This is a genomic window from Pseudonocardia ailaonensis (genome assembly GCF_039531635.1).
GTDB classification, from domain to species: Bacteria; Actinomycetota; Actinomycetes; order Mycobacteriales; family Pseudonocardiaceae; genus Pseudonocardia; species Pseudonocardia ailaonensis.
Window position 1 is genome coordinate 35,183 of sequence record NZ_BAAAQK010000006.1, and the last position, 16,364, is coordinate 51,546.

At 74.3% G+C, this 16,364-nt stretch carries 15 protein-coding genes; 5 read left to right on the top strand and 10 right to left on the bottom strand.

Going from position 1 to position 16,364, the window contains the following annotated elements; genetic code table 11:
• Positions 1-63 precede the first annotated feature (63 nt).
• From ABD324_RS14080 to ABD324_RS14095, 4 genes are all read right to left on the bottom strand, one after another.
• Complete coding sequence (locus tag ABD324_RS14080) at positions 64-1,179, bottom strand: D-alanine--D-alanine ligase family protein (RefSeq protein WP_344416481.1); 1,116 nt, start codon at positions 1,177-1,179, stop codon at positions 64-66.
• Between the two features lie 171 nt (positions 1,180-1,350).
• A complete protein-coding gene (locus ABD324_RS14085) occupies positions 1,351-2,235 on the bottom strand; it encodes an isocitrate lyase/PEP mutase family protein (protein ID WP_344416483.1) in 885 nt (294 codons plus the stop codon).
• Positions 2,236-2,387: 152 nt separating this feature from the next.
• A complete protein-coding gene (locus ABD324_RS14090; RefSeq protein WP_344416485.1) occupies positions 2,388-3,569 on the bottom strand; it encodes an RNA polymerase sigma factor in 1,182 nt (393 codons plus the stop codon).
• Positions 3,570-3,609: 40 nt separating this feature from the next.
• The gene (locus ABD324_RS14095) at positions 3,610-3,969 is read right to left on the bottom strand and encodes a YciI family protein (RefSeq protein ID WP_344416487.1); all 360 of its coding nucleotides are present in this window, start codon (positions 3,967-3,969) and stop codon (positions 3,610-3,612) included.
• Between the two features lie 78 nt (positions 3,970-4,047).
• Between ABD324_RS14095 and ABD324_RS14100 the strand changes: the two genes are divergently transcribed.
• Together ABD324_RS14100 and ABD324_RS14105 are read left to right on the top strand one after the other, a co-directional pair.
• The gene (locus tag ABD324_RS14100) at positions 4,048-4,479 is read left to right on the top strand and encodes a pyridoxamine 5'-phosphate oxidase family protein (RefSeq protein WP_344416489.1); all 432 of its coding nucleotides are present in this window, start codon (positions 4,048-4,050) and stop codon (positions 4,477-4,479) included.
• A gap of 222 nt (positions 4,480-4,701) precedes the next feature.
• Positions 4,702-7,257: an MFS transporter gene (locus tag ABD324_RS14105; RefSeq protein ID WP_344416737.1), complete on the top strand. Its 2,556-nt coding sequence runs from the start codon at positions 4,702-4,704 to the stop codon at positions 7,255-7,257.
• Between the two features lie 35 nt (positions 7,258-7,292).
• On the opposite strand, the gene pdxR is transcribed toward ABD324_RS14105, so the two are convergent.
• Complete coding sequence (gene pdxR, locus ABD324_RS14110) at positions 7,293-8,768, bottom strand: MocR-like pyridoxine biosynthesis transcription factor PdxR (RefSeq protein WP_344416491.1); 1,476 nt, start codon at positions 8,766-8,768, stop codon at positions 7,293-7,295.
• Positions 8,769-8,847: 79 nt separating this feature from the next.
• On the opposite strand from pdxR, the gene ABD324_RS14115 reads away from it, so the two are divergent.
• Positions 8,848-9,507 (top strand): pyridoxamine 5'-phosphate oxidase family protein, encoded by a 660-nt coding sequence (locus tag ABD324_RS14115; protein ID WP_344416494.1) that lies wholly within the window; start codon positions 8,848-8,850, stop codon positions 9,505-9,507.
• A 126-nt stretch (positions 9,508-9,633) separates the two neighbouring features.
• Here the strand turns inward: ABD324_RS14115 and ABD324_RS14120 are convergent, their stop codons facing one another.
• From ABD324_RS14120 to ABD324_RS14140, 5 genes are all read right to left on the bottom strand, one after another.
• Positions 9,634-10,269, bottom strand: a complete 636-nt coding sequence (locus ABD324_RS14120) for a maleylpyruvate isomerase family mycothiol-dependent enzyme (protein ID WP_344416496.1) — start codon at positions 10,267-10,269, stop codon at positions 9,634-9,636.
• A gap of 99 nt (positions 10,270-10,368) precedes the next feature.
• Positions 10,369-10,920 (bottom strand): dihydrofolate reductase family protein, encoded by a 552-nt coding sequence (locus ABD324_RS14125; RefSeq protein WP_344416498.1) that lies wholly within the window; start codon positions 10,918-10,920, stop codon positions 10,369-10,371.
• A gap of 41 nt (positions 10,921-10,961) precedes the next feature.
• Positions 10,962-11,780, bottom strand: a complete 819-nt coding sequence (locus tag ABD324_RS14130; protein WP_344416500.1) for a SigB/SigF/SigG family RNA polymerase sigma factor — start codon at positions 11,778-11,780, stop codon at positions 10,962-10,964.
• A 117-nt stretch (positions 11,781-11,897) separates the two neighbouring features.
• Complete coding sequence (gene ligD, locus ABD324_RS14135; RefSeq protein ID WP_344416502.1) at positions 11,898-13,784, bottom strand: DNA ligase D; 1,887 nt, start codon at positions 13,782-13,784, stop codon at positions 11,898-11,900.
• A gap of 33 nt (positions 13,785-13,817) precedes the next feature.
• The gene (locus ABD324_RS14140) at positions 13,818-14,228 is read right to left on the bottom strand and encodes a hypothetical protein (RefSeq protein ID WP_344416505.1); all 411 of its coding nucleotides are present in this window, start codon (positions 14,226-14,228) and stop codon (positions 13,818-13,820) included.
• Between the two features lie 182 nt (positions 14,229-14,410).
• On the opposite strand from ABD324_RS14140, the gene ABD324_RS14145 reads away from it, so the two are divergent.
• Complete coding sequence (locus ABD324_RS14145; RefSeq protein ID WP_344416507.1) at positions 14,411-15,727, top strand: sensor histidine kinase; 1,317 nt, start codon at positions 14,411-14,413, stop codon at positions 15,725-15,727.
• On the top strand, positions 15,724-16,359 hold the full coding sequence (locus ABD324_RS14150; protein WP_344416509.1) for a response regulator: 636 nt from the start codon (positions 15,724-15,726) through the stop codon (positions 16,357-16,359). The genes ABD324_RS14145 and ABD324_RS14150 overlap by 4 nt, the downstream gene beginning before the upstream one ends.
• The last annotated feature ends 5 nt before the right edge of the window (positions 16,360-16,364 follow it).

The following is a 16,364-nucleotide window of genomic DNA, read 5'->3' on the forward strand; positions in this document are numbered from 1 at the left end:
GCCGACGACGTCGTCGGCGTCACATTCGGCCTCCCGAAATCGCCGACTCGCGGGGTGGGGTGGTCAGCGCAGGCCGGTGCCGCGGGCGAGGGCCGTCTCGACGAGCGTGGCGAGGAGGGTGGGGTAGTCGACGCCCGTGTGCGCCCACATCCGCGGGTACATCGAGATCGGGGTGAAGCCCGGCATCGTGTTGACCTCGTTGACGGTCAGCTCCCCGTCCTCGCCCACGAAGAAGTCCACGCGCGCGAGTCCCTGGCAGTCCAGCGCCCGGAACGCGGCGATCGCCATGTCGCGCACGGACTCCGTGACGGCGTCGTCGAGCTTGGCGGGGATGTCGAACTCGCAGACGTCGTCGAGGTACTTGGCCTCGAAGTCGTAGAACTCGCTGGTCCCGCCGACCAGCCGGATCTCCGCGGGGACCGACGCCCGCAGGGTCCCGTCCGGCAGCTCCAGCACGCCGCACTCGACCTCGCGCCCCACGACCGCGGCCTCGACCAGCACCTTCGGGTCGTGCTCGCGGGCGGTGGCGATCGCCGCGTCGAGATCCGCCCAGTCCGAGACCTTCGTGATCCCCACGGACGAGCCGGCCCGCGACGGCTTGACGAACACCGGCAGCCCCAGGCGCTCCCTCTCGGCCCCGGTCAGGGTCGGCACGCCGCGGTGCAGCACCACCAGGGTCCCGGCGGGCAGCCCCTCCGCGGCCAGGAGCTTCTTCGTGAACTCCTTGTCCATCCCCGCGGCGCTCGCGAGCACCCCGGCCCCGACGTAGGGCAGGCCGGCCATCTCGAGCAGGCCCTGGATGGTGCCGTCCTCGCCGAAGGGCCCGTGCAGCACCGGGAACACCACGTCGACGCCCGCGAAGACCTCGCTGCGGTCGAGCCGGATCAGGCCGCCGCGGGTCGGGTCACCGGGCAGCGCCAGCGCCGTGGCCGAGGCATCCACCTGCGGCAACGCGCGATCGCGGATCTGCAGGGCCGCCGGATCGTCCGTGCCGAGCACCCACGCGCCGTCGGGCGCGATGCCCACCGGGACCACCTCGAACCGCTCCCGGTCGAGGTGGGTCAGGACGCTCCCGGCCGAGACGCACGAGATCGCGTGCTCCGAGCTCCGCCCGCCGAACACCACGGCCACCCTGATCCGGTCCGGCCGGGCTGCGGTCTCGTTCGCGGGCTCAGTCATGCCTCGGGAGCGTAGGCGGGCCCGTCACCCGACCGGTGCAGGCCCCTCCCCGGCTGTTCCGCTCTCCCACGGTGACGGCACGCACGCCCGGCGCGACGACGCCCCCGAGCGCGACCGACGATCGGGTGTGCCGGCGCACCGCCGACCTGCGGCTCACGGTGAGCCGCGGGGTCAGCGGTAGCGCTGCTCGAGGGTGCGGATCTCGGGGAGACCGACGAGGTCGGTGAACTCGTCGAAGCTCGGGAGGCCCGGCAACGCCGCCTGCGGGGTGCCGTCCTTGCGCAGGGTCTCCAGCACCGCCCGCATCGCCGCGGTGGCGGCCAGCAGCGTGCCGATCGGGTACAGGACCAGCGCGAACCCCAGCTCCCCCATCCGTTCCAGGGTCAGCGGCGGCGTCCTCCCGCCCTCCGCCCAGTTGAAGACGAGCGGGGCCACCCCCGCGAGCTCCCCCGCGATCCGCTCGACGTCGGCCTCGGAGACCGGGGCCTCGACGAACAGCAGGTCCGCCCCCGCCTCCGCGAAGGCCCGGGCCCGCGCCACGGCCGCGTCCACCCCCTCGACGGCGACGGCGTCGGTGCGGGCGATGATCAGGAAGTCCGGATCGCGGCGGGCGTCCGTGGCGGCGCGGATCTTCCCCAGCATCTCCGGCAGCGGCACGATCGCCTTGTCCGCCATGTGCCCGCACTTCTTGGGCGTGACCTGGTCCTCGAGCTGGATCGCGGCCACCCCGGCCTGCTCGTAGGTCTGCACCGTGCGCACGACGTTGATCGCGTTGCCGTAGCCGGTGTCGCCGTCCGCGATCACCGGCAGGTCGACCGCGGCGACGATCCGGCGGGCGTTGTCGACCATCTCGGTGCCCGTGAGCAGCCCGACGTCCGGCCGCCCGGTCAGCCCCGCCGTCGTCCCGAACCCGGTCATGTACACCGCGTCGAACCCGGCCTGCTCCACGAGCCGGGCCGACAGGGCGTCGTAGGCGCCGGGGGCGAGCAGCGGCGCGCCGGGGCGGATCAGGTCGCGGAGCCGGGTGCGGGGCCCCGGGGAGAGCAGGTCGGCCATCCCCCGAGCCTGACACACCGGACACCCCGCCCGCCGGATCCACGAGCCGGCCCACCTGCCCGGGCAGACAGGGCAGCCCAGCCGCCGGCCCGACAGAGCGGCCCGGCCACCGACCCGACAGCGCAGCTCAGCCACCGGCCCGACAGAGCGGCTCAGCCGCCGAGCTCCGCCCGCCTCCGGACCAGGTACCGCCGCTCGACCGGGTTCGCCGTGCGCTCGAGCGCGACCCCGCAGGCCTGCGCCGCCTCGGCCCGGCGCCCCAGCCGTTCGAGCACGTCTGCCCTGGCCACCGGCAGGTACTGGTACCCGTCCAGCTCCAGCGCGTCCAGCTCCGCGAGCACCTCCCCCAGGTCCGCCCCCGGCACCCGGCTCCGCGCCATCGCCCGGTTCAGCGCGACGACCGGCGTCGGCCACACCCGCGCCAAGGCGTCGTAGGTGATCACCAGCTGCGCCCAGTCCGTCTCCGCCCAGCTCGGGGCGACGGCGTGCAGCCCGGCGACCCCGGCCTGCAGCGCGAAGCGGCCGCGCGGTCCCTCCCGCAGCGCACCCGTCGCGAGCGCGAGCCCCTCCCGGACGAGCGACCGGTCCCAGCGCGACCGGTCCTGGTCGGGCAGGAGCACGAGATCGTCGGCGTCGGTGCGCGCCGGTCCCCGCGCCTCGGTGAGCAGCACGAGCGCGAGCAACCCGCGCGCCTCGGACGACCGGGGCACCAACCCGACCAGCATCCGGGCCAGCTCCGTCGCCCGCCGGACGGGCTCGGGCGAGTGGAGGCCGTGCCCCGCCGTGTGGACGAGGTGCACCACCGTGAGCACCGCGTCGAGACGAGCGGGGAGCTCGCCCTCCGGCGGCACGCGGAACGGGATCCGGGCCGCCGCGATCTTCTGCTTGGCCCGGGTGATCCGCCGCGCCACGCCGGCCTCGCCGGTCAACAGCACCGCGGCGATCGCCGGCACGTCCAGCCCGCACACCAGCCGCAACGTGAGCGCCACCTGGGACTCCCGGGTCAGCGCCGGATGGCAGCAGGTGAACACGAGCCGGAGCGGATCCGTCGGCTCGACCCCATCCGGGCCGGCCGGCTCGACCAGCAGCGGGAGCTTCCGCCGCAGCGTCGCCTCCCGCCGCAGCCGGTCGAGCGCGATCCGCCGGGCGGTCGTCGTCAGCCACGCGGCGGCGTTCTCCGGTGTCGCGTGCCCCGTCGCCCCCCGCCGCAACGCCCGCTCGACGGCCTCCTGCGCGCAGTCCTCCGCGAGGTCGAGATCCCGGGTCAGCCGGACCGTGGCCGCGACGACCTCCGGCCAGGCCGCCCGGAACGCCGCCTCGACGCACGGGCTCACGATCGGCCGAAGGGTGTGCCGGCCGGGCGCGGCCACGCCGTCACCCCGGGAGCTCCATGACCGGCCGGACCTCGACGTTGCCCGCCGGGCAGGCCGCGGCGAGGCGCAACGCCACGTCGAGGTCGGGGGCGTCGATCACGTAGAAGCCGCCGAGCGCCTCCTTCGTGTCGGCGAACGGCCCGTCCGTCACCAGCGGCGCCCCGGAACCGCGGCGGACCGTGCTGGCCGTCGACGAGCGCTCGAGGGCCTCCCCGCCGACCACCTCGGCCCCGGCCGCGGCCACGGCGGCGCAGAACTCCTCGTGCAGTGCCAGCTCGTCGGCAATCGCCGCCGGGTCGGAGGCGGCCGGGGTGTCGTACCAGTCCTCGGCGTCGTAGAGCAGGAACACGTAGCGAGCCATGGGTGAATCCTCCCGTTCCGGGGCTTTCGTGTCATCCACCCGACGAACGGGCGCGGCCCGATCGGACACACTCGCGTCATGAGTTCAGATCTGGAGCCGGTCCGGCGGATCGTCGGACAGGACAGCGGCCTCGCGTCGGTCACCGTGGTGCGAGCGGACGGCACCCCGCACTCGTCCCTCGTCAACGCCGGGGTGCTCGACCATCCCCGCACCGGCAGCCCCGTCGTCGCCTATGTGACGTACGGGCCGGTCAAGCTGCGCACCCTGCGCGTCCGCCCCGCGACCTCGATCCTCTGGCGCGCCGGATGGCGCTGGGCCGCGGTCGACGGCGCCAGCGAGCTGATCGGCCCCGGGGACACCGATCCCGAGGAGCTGCGGCTGCTGCTGCGCGCCGTGTTCGTCTCCGCGGGTGGCACCCACGACGACTGGGCCACCTACGACCGGGTCATGCGCGAGGAGGGCCGGGTCGCCGTTCTCGTCGCCCCGACGAAGGTCTACGGCAACGCCTGAGCCCCCTGCCCGTCAGGTCTGTGGGACATCCCACCTCATGTAGAGGCGACTACCGCTCGACCGTGACGCCCTGCAACAGTTAGCCTGAGACAACTAATGCTGAACTGCAGGGGAGGACGCGTGTCCGCCGATCAGGCTGCCGTGCTGGACCGTTCGGGGGGCGTGGTGAGCGAGCCCGGGCCCGGCTACAAGTGGATCGCCCTGTCCAACACCACGTTGGGCATGCTGATGGCGACCATCAACTCGTCCATCGTGCTGATCGCCCTGCCGGACATCTTCCGCGGCATCGGGATCAACCCGCTGGAGTCGTCGAACACCAGCTACCTGCTGTGGATGATCATGGGCTTCCTGGTCGTCACCGCGGTGCTGGTGGTCGGTTTCGGGCGGCTCGGCGACATGTTCGGCCGGGTCAGGATGTACAACCTCGGCTTCGCCATCTTCTCGGTCTCGTCGATCCTGCTCGCGGTCACCTGGATGCAGGGGGACGCGGCGGCGCTCTGGCTGATCGGCTGGCGCATCGTGCAGGGCATCGGCGGCGCGTTCCTGATGGCCAACTCCAGCGCCATCCTCACGGACGCCTTCCCGTCGAACCAGCGCGGCATGGCCATGGGCATCAACGGTGTCGCGGCCATCGCCGGCTCGTTCCTCGGCCTGATCATCGGCGGCCTGCTCGGGCCGGTGAACTGGCACCTCGTGTTCGTGGTGTCCGTGCCGTTCGGCGTGTTCGGCACCTTCTGGGCCTACTACAAGCTGCACGACAACGGCCGCCGCAGCCGCGCCAAGATGGACTGGTGGGGCAACATCACCTTCGCGGTGGGCCTCATCGTGCTGCTCGTCGGCATCACCTACGGCATCCAGCCCTACGGCGACTCGACGATGGGCTGGGGCAGCCCGATGGTGCTGTCCTGCATCATCGGCGGCGTCGTGGTCCTCGCGATCTTCGGGTTCATCGAGACGCGCGTGGCGTCGCCGCTGTTCGAGCTGTCGCTGTTCAGGAACCGGGCCTTCAGCTTCGGCAACGCGGCGAACCTGCTGGCCTCGCTCGGGCGCGGCGGGCTCCAGTTCGTGCTGATCATCTGGCTGCAGGGCATCTGGCTGCCGCAGCACGGCTACAGCTTCGAGCAGACGCCGCTGTGGGCGGGCATCTACATGCTCCCGCTGACGGTCGGCTTCCTGGCCTCCGCACCGCTGTCCGGGATCCTCTCGGACCGGTGGGGCGCCCGGTGGTTCACCACCGGCGGCATGATCATCACAGCGGTGAGCTTCGTCCTGCTCGAGGCCCTGCCGGTGGACTTCGGCTACTGGGTCTTCGCGCTGATCCTACTGGTCAACGGCATCGGCATGGGCCTGTTCGCCTCGCCGAACCGGGCCGAGATCATGAACTCGCTGCCCGTGAACGCGCGCGGCGCCGGCGCCGGGATGACGGCGACCTTCCAGAACTCGGCGATGGTGCTGTCCATCGGGTTCTTCTTCAGCCTGATGATCGCGGGCCTCTCGGCGAACCTGCCGACGACCCTGCACGACGGGCTGATCGCCCACGGCGTGCCCGCCGCGGACGCCACGAGCATCGCCAACCTGCCGCCGGTCGGCGTGCTGTTCGCCGCCTTCCTCGGCTACAACCCGATCCAGACGCTGCTGGGCCCGGTGCTGAACACCCTGCCCACGGACCAGGCGAGCTTCCTCACCGGCCGCAGCTTCTTCCCGCAGCTGATCTCGCAGCCCTTCAGCGACGGCCTGACCGCCGCGTTCTGGTTCGCGGTGATCGTCTGCGTGATCGCCGCCGCGGCCTCGCTCTTCACCGGGAAGCCGGCGAAGCCCGCCGTCGCGGAGACGGTCGGGGCGGAGCTGGTGTCCGAGGGCGGAGGCCTGGTCGACCAGGAGCCGGCCCCCGCGCGCACCGCGGCGATCGCCGGGTACGCCGCGGCGGAAGGCACCTGGCCCGACGCCGGCACGGTCCTCGGCTCGCTGCGCACCGCACACGGCACCGCCATCCCCGGCGGCGTCGTCACGGTCACGGCACCGGACGGCATGCAGGTCGGCCGCGCCGAGGTGGACCAGGCCGGCGGCTACGCGCTGCACGGCCTGCCGCCCGGGCACTACATGGTGGTCGCGACCGCGCCGGGCTTCCGGCCCGAGGTCGCCACCGTGATGCTCAACGGCAAGGGCGCGGCCAAGGACTTCGACCTGCGCGGCGACGGCGCGGTGCACGGTGTGGTCCGGATCGGCGAGCTGCCCGCCCCGGGCGTCGCCCTGCTGGCGCTCGACGGCAACGGCCGCCTGGTCGGGCGGGCCACCACCGGTGACGACGGCCGGTTCCGCCTCGAGGGCGTCCCCGTGGGCACCACGACGATCACCGCGACCCTCGACGGCCACGAGCCCCGCGCCACCACGGTGCACGTGACGGCCGAGGGTTCCGCGCCCGTCGAGCTGGTGCTGTCCGCGGGCGGTTCGCTGGGCGGCACGGTCACCGGCCCGGACGGCCGCACGGTGCCCAACGCGCTGGTCACGGTGGTCGACGGCGCGGGCGAGGTGGTCGCCACGGCCACCAGCGGGATCGACGGCCGCTTCGGCGTCCGGCAGGTCCGCCCGGGCACCTACACCGTGACGACGAGCGTGCACCTGCCCGCCGTCACGACGGTCGAGCTGGTCGGCACGGGCACCACGGAGGTCGAGCTGCGCTTCGGCGCCGTCGGCCCCGCGGCCCACATCCCGACCGTAGGCAGCCACCGTCTCCACGAGGACACCGCCGACCGGCACCTCCCGATCGCCGGCGACTGACCCACCCCCGTGAGTGGCGATAGTCGCTGGAGCGACTATCGCCACTCACGAGTGTCCGGGGTCCCCCGGGCGGCCTCCAGGTGTTCCCTCAGGATCGTCGCGACGACCGGGAGTGCCGCCTCGAGATCGGCCCGGGAGGGCCCGGCGTAGCCGAGCACGATCCCGCCCCGGTCCTGCCGGCCCTCGTCCCGACGCCCGTCCCGGCCACCATCTCGACCCTTCTCCCGGCCACCGTCCGGGCCCTCGTCGCGGCCGCTGTCCGGTCCGCCGTGCCGCTCCAGCGTGTCCAGCCCGATCCCCTGCGCCGCACCGGCTTCCTGCACGGCCCGCGCGGTCCGGGCGTCCGGCAACGGCACCAGGACGTGCGCGCCCGCCCGGTCCCCCAGCACCGGCACCCCGGCCAGCGCCGCGACGAGCGCCGCCCGCCGCTCGGCGAGCTCCCGGCGCAGCCGCCGCAGGTGCCGGGCCAGGTCGCCGGAGGCGGCGAGCGCGGTGAACACCCGCTGGCCCGCGGGCGCCGGCCGGCTGCCCGTCCGGGCACGACGGTCCAGCAGCGCCTCCCGCACCGCGGGCGGCGCCACCAGCCAACCCACGCCCAGCGTCGGCGTGAGGATCTTGCTGGCCGTGCCGACGTGCACCACGACGTCCGGGCCCAGCGCCGCGAGCAGCGGCAGCGGGGCGACGTCGTAGCGGAGCTCGCCGTCGTAGTCGTCCTCGATCACCAGCGCACCCTCCGCGCGGGCCCGCCCGACCAGCTCCACCCGCCGCGCCGCCGGCATCCGCGCGCCGAGCGGGAACTGGTGCGCCGGGGTGCAGTACACGGCCGCGAGACCGGCGGGAAGCCGTGCGACCTGCAACCCCTCGTCGTCGACCGGGATGCCGACCACCTCGAGCCCGGCGGCCGCCAGGGCCGCGGCGGCCCGCCGGTACCCCGGCTCCTCCACAGCCACCCGCGCACCCGCCGGCAGCACCGCGGCCAGCTCGGCGATCGCGCTCGTGCTCCCGCCCGTGGCCAGCACATCGTCGGGTGTGGCGACCAGCCCCCGGTGCCGCAACAGGTGCTCCGCGACGGCCGCGCGGAAGCCGGGCAGCCCGGCGTAGTGGGGCAGGAGGTCCGGCTCGGGATCCGCGGCCGCCCGCCAGGCCCGCCGCCACGCGGCCCGGTCGATGACCTCAACGCACGGCGTCCCCGCCCGCAGGTCGATCCGCGGTGCCGCCACCGGGGCGGCCACGGTCCGCACCGGAGCGGGCCCGGGGCTCGGCACCGCCCGCACGAACGTACCCGCCCCGACCCGGCCCTCCACCCAGCCCTCGGCGAGCAGCTGGTCGTACGCCGCCGCCGTCACCGTGCGGCTGACCTGCAGGATCGCGGCCAGCTCCCGGGTCGACGGCAGCCGGTCCCCCGCCCGCAGGGCCCCGTTCGCGGCGGCGGCGCGCAGCCCCCCGGCGAGCTGGACGGCGAGCGGCTCGGGCGCGGCGCGATCGAGCGGCAAGGGCGGCAGGTCACTCATCGGCGTTCCTCCAATGGCCCTCCCGAACAGGAGCGGATTGGCCGTTCCAGGATGCCATCCCGCGCCGCAGACTGATCACGTGAGCACGCCACCCTCCACCCCGCCGTCCAGTCCGCTGTCCTCCACACCCCGCACCACCGTCGGCCGTCTGCGCGAACGCGCCCGCACCGACCGCGACGACCTGTACGCGGTGCTCGACGCCGGGCTCGTCTGCCACCTCGGCCTGGTCCGCGACGGCACACCGGTCGTGATCCCCACCGGCTACGGCCGCCTCGGCGACACCCTCTACGTGCACGGATCCTCCGGCGCCCGCTGGCTGCGGGAGGGCCCGGTCTGCGCGACCGTCACGCACCTCGACGGCGTCGTGCACGCCCGCTCGGTCTTCCACTTCTCGATGAACTACCGCAGCGCCGTCGTGCTCGGCGAGGCCCGGCTCGTCACCGCGGAACCCGAGCGGACGGACGGCCTGCGCGCGATCGTCGAGCACCTCGCCCCCGGCTCGTGGGGCTACGCCCGGGTGCCGAACCGCAAGGAGATGGCCGCCACCACGGTCCTGGCCCTCGACCTGGCCGAGGCCAGCGTCAAGGTCCGCACCGGCCCCCCGTCCGACGACGCCGAGGACATCACCGACGAGGTCTGGGCCGGCGTGGTCCCGGTCCACACCGCCCACGGCGCCCCCCAGCCGGACCGGCACGTCCCGGTGAACGCCCCCCTCCCACCGCACCTCCGGCCGAGCTGAACGTGGGCCACGCGCGGGACCCCCCGAAACGCGGCCGACGTTCCTCTCGACCCCACGCCCCCGAGCCGGCCCGCCCGACCGCCGCCGCGGCAGCAGACGTCCGTGCCGCGCACGGCCGCCGCGGGCTCAGCCGGCGACGCGGCGCCGGACCTCGTCCACGCCCTCTCCCGAGAGCGCGGCGAGGCCGGCAGGGCGGCCGGTCGCGATCAGCAGGAGCTCGCCGGCCGGACCGCTGACCTCGGGCCCGCTGCCGTGGCTCCACTCGTGGTCCGTCGCGGCCAGCCGCAGTCCGGCGAACTTCGTGGCGGCTCCGTAGAACGCGCTGGTGAAGACGTGGTCCAGCGCCGGCGCGACCCGCTCGGCCGCCATCTCCCGGGTGCGGCCCAGCGGGCGGAGCATGTCCTGGGCGTGGACGAGCGAGTCGACCAGCGGATCCGTCGGCTTGGTGCCCAGGGGTCGTTTCGGCGACCCGGCCGTCTCCCGCAGCTGCGCGACGAGCTCGGCGGGCTCGAACTGCCCGGAGCGCGCCCGCGCCGAGTCCCCGATCATCCTGTTGATGTCCCCGCGGGCCTTGAGCACGCCGAGGAACGCCGAGACCGGCGACAGCCGGGTCGCCAGCGTGAGGTGCGCGGCGACGTCGCGGACCGTCCAGCCCTCGCACAGCGACGCCGCCGCCCAGTCCGCGGCGCCCAGGCCGTCGAGAGCGTCGGCCAGCCCGAGACGTTCCGCCTCGACGGCGGCGATGATCGCCTGCGTGTCCATCCGGACCCCCTTCCAACGGGAGCCGCATGCTAGCGCCACCGACGAAAGGCCCCGCAGGGAGCGGCTGACGGACCCCCGCCGGCGATCCGTCAGACACTCCTAGACCCGCACGTACCTCAGGTACACCGTGCCCCCGGCGAAGGTCTTCTGCTCTACCAGGCGCAGCGTCAGGTCCGTGCCGAGCGGGAGGTACGGCGTCCCACCCCCGACGAACGCCGGGACGACCGTCAGCCGGAACTCGTCGATCAGGTCCAGCAGCGACGCGGCCAGCGCGGGCCCGCCGAGGCCGAGCTCACCGTCGGTCTCCTTCTTCAGCCGCGCCACCTCGTCGACGGCGTCGGCGCGGCGCACCAGCCGGCAGCCGTCCGGAACCGACTCCAGCGAGTCCGAGAACACGATCCGCGGCGTCTCGACGTACAGCGCGGCGAACTCCGCCTCCACCGGGTCGCCGTCCGCCCGCTCCGGCGCCGTCCAGAAGTCCTCCATGACGTCGTAGAGGCCGCGCCCGAAGAGGAACGCGGCCGTGTCCCGGGTCTGGTCGTTGGCGAACCGGTGCACCTCCTCGTCCGGCGCGGAGAAGCCGATGCCGCCGGACGGGTCCTCGACGTAGCCGTCGAGGGAGGTGCTCATCGAGTACACGAGGGTGCCCATGCGCCGGTAGACCGCCGGGCGACCCGGAACTCATCGGTGGGCTACCCCGACAGTCCCTCCCGCAGCTGGGCCAGCGTGCGGGAGAGCAGTCGCGAGACGTGCATCTGCGAGATCCCCATCCGTTCCGCGATCTGCGTCTGGGTCATCTCCCCGAAGAAGCGCAGCAGCAGGATGGTGCGCTCCCGGGCGGGCAGGGCGTCGAGCAGCGGGCGCAGCGACTCGCGGTACTCGACCAGGTCCAGGCCCTTGTCGAGGTCGCCGAGCCGCTCCGAGAGGGCCGAGTCCGGGTCGTCGGTGTTGCCGACGGCGTCGAGCGAGCCGGAGCGCTGGTTGGCCTGCGCGTCGAGCGCCTCGATGATCTCGGAGACGTCCGCGTCGAGGTGCCGGGCCAGCTCGCTGGGCTTCGGCGCGCGGCCGAGCTCCTGGGAGAGCGGCCCGGTGGCGCGGCGGATCGAGACCGTGAGGTCCTTGAGCCGCCGCGGGACCCGCATCGTCCAGGTCTTGTCGCGGAAGTAGCGCAGCATCTCCCCGCGCACGCAGGGGATCAGGTAGCCGAGGAACTCGCCGCGGGCCCGTTCGGGATCCCAGCGGTCGACGGCGGTGATCAGCCCGACCGTGCCGACCTGCACCAGGTCCTCGATGCCGCCGGTGTAGCCGCGGCCGTGCCGCTGCGCCAGGTGCTCGACGACCGGGAGGAACCCGAGCACGATCTCGTCGCGCAGCGGACCCCGCCGGACGTCGTTCTCCGGCAGGGCGGCGTACCGCTCGAGCACCGGCATGAGGTCGACGTAGTCGCTGGCCGGCGCGGTGGACACCTGTTCCGCCGGGACAGGTGCGGGTGCGGTCGGTGCCGCGGTCATGCAGACCCCTCTCGTCGAACGAGATGGACAGGGCGTCTGCTTCACCCGGAATCAACTCAGCGATGTGTCGCGCCCCTGACGCTACGCGCGTCGGGGGGCGCCCGCAGGCCGAGCGCCCTACAGGGCCGGAAGCTCCTGGTCACGGCCCCGCAGCGGGGCGAGCGGGTCCCCCGCGGAGGCCAGCCGGGCGGGCAGGGTGCGGATCGTCCAGCGGTCCGGCGCCAGCTCCGGATCGTCGAGCTCCGCCCAGGTCAGGGGCACGGCGACCGGGGCGCCGGGGGCGGCACGCGTGCTGAACGGCGCCACGAGGGTCCGGTTGACCGCGTTCTGTGTGTAGTCGAGCCGGATCAGGCCGTCGCGCCGGTCGGTGTGCCACTCCCACGAGACGAGCTCCGGCACCATCGACCCGACCGCGCGCGACAGCTTCTCCACCCAGCCCCGCGTCTCGGCGAACGTGTGGCGCTGCGCGACCGGGATCCGGATCTGCACGCCCCGCTTGCCGGTCACGAGCGGCCCGGCCGCGACACCCAGGTGCTCCAGGGCGGTGCGGTAGAGCCGGGCGACCACCAGCACATCGTCGAACGACGCCCGGGGCCCCGGATCGATGTCGATCAGCGCCCAGGTCGGGCGGTGCGGGTCCGCGGCCGTCGAGGTCCACGGGTGCAGCTCCACGGCGCCGAGGTTGCCCATCCAGGCCAGCGCGGCCGTGGAGTCCACCACCGCGTAGACCTGCGTCTCGCCCTCACCGGCATCGGGATACCGCCAGCGCCGCAGCCAGTCCGGCGCGTGGCCGGGCACCTCCTTCTGCCAGAACCCCTCCTTGCCGACGCCGTCGGGGAACCGGTGCAGGTTCACCGGCCGGTCCACGAGGTAGGGCACCAGGTACGGCGCGACGACGGCGTAGTGCCGCACCAGGTCCCGTTTGGTGACGTTCGGCGCGAACAGCACCTTGTCCAGGTTGGTCAGCGCCAGCTCGCGGCCGCCGACCGTCCAGGTCCCCTTGGCGCGCAGCGCATCCAGGGCCGCGCGCTCGTCCGCCGTGGCCGCCGCACCGGCCGGGAGGACCGTGATCTCCGACGGGTCGCGGTCCGGTCGCAGCCCCCGCCAGGCCGAGTGCCGCAGCCGCCCGTCGTGGGTCATCGTGCGGTACTCGACCTCCCCGACGAGCCGCGGCTCCACCCAGCGGGCCCCGCGCGCCTGCTCCCGCGGGACGGCGTCGGCGAACGGGTTCTCCCTGCGCTCCAGGGGTTCCAGGAGGCCGAGAAGGGTCCGCAGGGCGGCATCGGAGAAGCCGGTGCCGACGTTGCCCAGGTAGTGCAGCCGCCCGTCCGCGTCGTGGGCGCCGAGCAGCAGGGCCCCGAGCGTGCCGCCGCGGCGCCCCTGCCCGGGCGTCCAGCCGCCGACAACGACCTCGCGGGTGGTGAAGATCGCCGTCTTGATCCAGGCGGCGGAGCGGCGGCCGGGCTCGTAGCGGGAGCTCCGCTTCTTGGCGACGATCCCCTCGAGCCCGTGCGCCCGCGCCACCTCGAGCACCTCGGCGGGCGGCACGTCCGTGACGGACGGTGTCACCGAGACCGCCGGCCACTCCCCGATCCCGAGGCCGAGCAGCAGCGCGCGGCGCTCGTCGTAGGTCAGGGCGGTGACCGGCGCGCCGTCGATCTCCAGGACGTCGAACACGTAGAGCTGCACCGGGACCGCGGCGAGCAGCGTCGCCGACGGGTGGCGGACGTGCATCCGCTGCTGCAGGAGCCCGAAGTCCGGCCGGCCGGCCCCGTCCAGGGCGACGATCTCGCCGTCGAGCAGCAACGGGCGGCCGGTCGGGATCCCGGCGGTGAGCTCGGGATAGCCGGCGGTGACGTCGTTGCCGTTGCGGCTGGTCAGCGCCACCCCGCCGGGCCCGGTGCCGATCAGCGCCCGCACCCCGTCCCACTTGAACTCGCCGGCCCAGCCGGGCCCGGTGGGCGGGCGGCCGGCCGTCGCGAGCATGGGACGGGGCGGGGGCACGGGCACAGGATGTCAAATCCCGATCAGCGCTGCTCAGGACACCAGTGCCCGCGCGCGACGACCGTTCGCGAGCACCACGACACCCAGCAGGACGAGCCCGCACAGCGCCTGCTCGAACCGCATCCACACCGGGAAGGCACCGGGCAGCGACACGATCACGACGATCGCCACCGTCATCGCCGCGGACACGATCCGCAGCCGGAGCAGGGCCCGTCGCGATCCGGCAGCGGCGCGGCGGGTGAACGCGACCGTCAGCAGGGCGCTCGCGGCCACCAGGGACATCCGGATCCAGACGGCGGGGGTCACGGCCGTCGGGTCGTTGCGCAGCAGCACCACGGCCAGCAGGCCGAGCACGCTGACGACCAGATAGGCCCGGACCAGCGCGGTCAGCGCGCGGAACACGGGGGCGGTCTCCTCGGTGAGGGTCTCGACGGTGGAACGCATGGCGGCCTCCTCGGCTCTGGTGACGGGGAGAAGCCTGCGCCGGCGAGGGGGCCCGGCACGTCGGCTCCGGGGTCGATCCCGCGGTGCCGGCCCCGGGTGCACGCGGCCTGCACCCCAGGGTGCAGCCCGGGCTCCACCCGAGGGTGCTCCCCTGCGCGACGCAACGGTTCTAGGGTCGGCCCGTGGCGAGCGAACCGACGGTGCCGACCGGGCGGACGGAGCCGACCGGGCCGAGCGGGCAGACAGGACCGACCGGGCAGACAGGACCGACCGGCCGGACCGCGGCGGTGCTCACCGGCCTGCGCCGGGCACGGAGCCGGCACGAGAACGTGGTGCGCTGGACGCACTGGCTCGCCCCGCTGTTCCTCGTGTCGTTCGTCGTGGCGGCCGCCCTCGCCCATCCCGCACCCGCGGCGACCGGGCGCGGGCTCGTCATCGCCGTGGGCGTGGCGGCGTTCGTCGTCGGGATCCTGGGCCGCAACGCCACCCTCGCGCGGATCGCGCCGCTGCACCTCGCCTTCGTCGCGATGGTCGTGCTCAGCTCGGCGGTGCTGACCTGGCTGCAACCGGACGGCCCGGGCCCGGAGGGCGTCCTCATCGCGGCGCTGTGCGTGGCCCGGGTGCTGCCGGAGCGGCTCGGCGGCCCGTTCCTGCTGCTGGTGTTCGTCGCGGTGGAGGTCGCCGCGTGGATCACCGGGCGCGGCGATCTCGCCGTGCTCACCGCGCTCGCCGCCCTCTACGGCCTGTTCTACCTGGCCTTCCGCCTCACCGAGGCGACCAAGCGGGCCGAACGGCTGCTGGGCGAGCTGGAGGCGAGCCGCGCCGAGCAGGCCCGCGCGGCCGGCCTCGCCGAGCGCCAGCGCCTCGCCCGCGAGATGCACGACGTCCTCGCCCACTCCCTGTCCGGCATGGTCCTGCAGCTCGAGGGCGCCCGGATGCTCGCCGCGAGCGACCCGGCGGACCCCCGCCTGCCGGAGGTCCTCGACCGCGCCCACCACCTCGGCCAGGCCGGGCTCACCGAGGCCCGCCGCGCCATCGGCACCCTGCGCGACGACGACCTCCCCGGCCCCGACCGGATCCCCGAGCTGGCCCGGCTCTTCGCGACCGACCACGGCATCCCCTGCACCGTGGAGACGACCGGCACCCCGTTCCCCCTGGACTCCGAGGCCTCCCTCGCCGTCTACCGGGTCGCCCAGGAGTCCCTCACCAACATCACCAAGCACGCCACCGGCCCCACCCGCGTCACCCTCCACCTCACCTACACCGAGCCGAACCCTCACGACCCCGAACCCCGCGAGTCGGCACATTCGGGAGGCCGAAACACACATCTGCGACGCCTGGCACTCGTCGTCGAGGACATCGGGACCGCTCCGGACGAACCCGGCACCGGCGGCTACGGCCTCACCGGCATGCGCGAGCGCGCCGAGCTCCTGGGCGGCACACTGACCGCGGGCCCGACCCCGACGGGCTTCCGCGTGGAGCTGGAGGTACCCGCATGATCAGGGTCCTCCTCGCCGACGACCAGCGGGTCGTCCGCGAGGGCCTCTCGATGGTCCTCGGCCTGCTCCCCGGGATCGAGGTCGTGGGCACCGCGGCCGACGGGGCCGAGGCCGTCCGGCTCGCCGCCGTGCTCGCCCCGGACGTCGTGCTCATGGACCTGCGCATGCCCCGCTGCGACGGCGTCGAGGCCACCGCCCGGCTGCGCGAGCAGCATCCGGACGTCAAGGTCGTGGTGCTCACCACGTACTCCGACGACCGCTCCGTGCTCGACGCCCTGCGCGCCGGCGCCCGCGGCTACCTCACCAAGGACGCGGGCGGCGAGGAGATCCGCCGGGCGATCACCGAGGTCGTGGAGGACCGTGCGGCGATCGACCCCGCCGTCGCGCACCATCTCCTCGACGCCCTGAGCGCACCCCCGCGCGACTCGGCCGGTCTCACCCCGCGGGAGACCGAGGTGCTGCGGCTGATCGCGCAGGGCCTGTCGAACACGGAGATCGCGGAGCGGCTCGTGGTCAGCGAGGCGACGGTGAAGAGCCACGTCAACCGCCTCTTCGCCAAGATCCACGCGCGGGACCGGGCCCAGGCCGTCGCGTACGCCTATCGCCACGACCTCGCCGACCCGAAGAGCTGAACGCC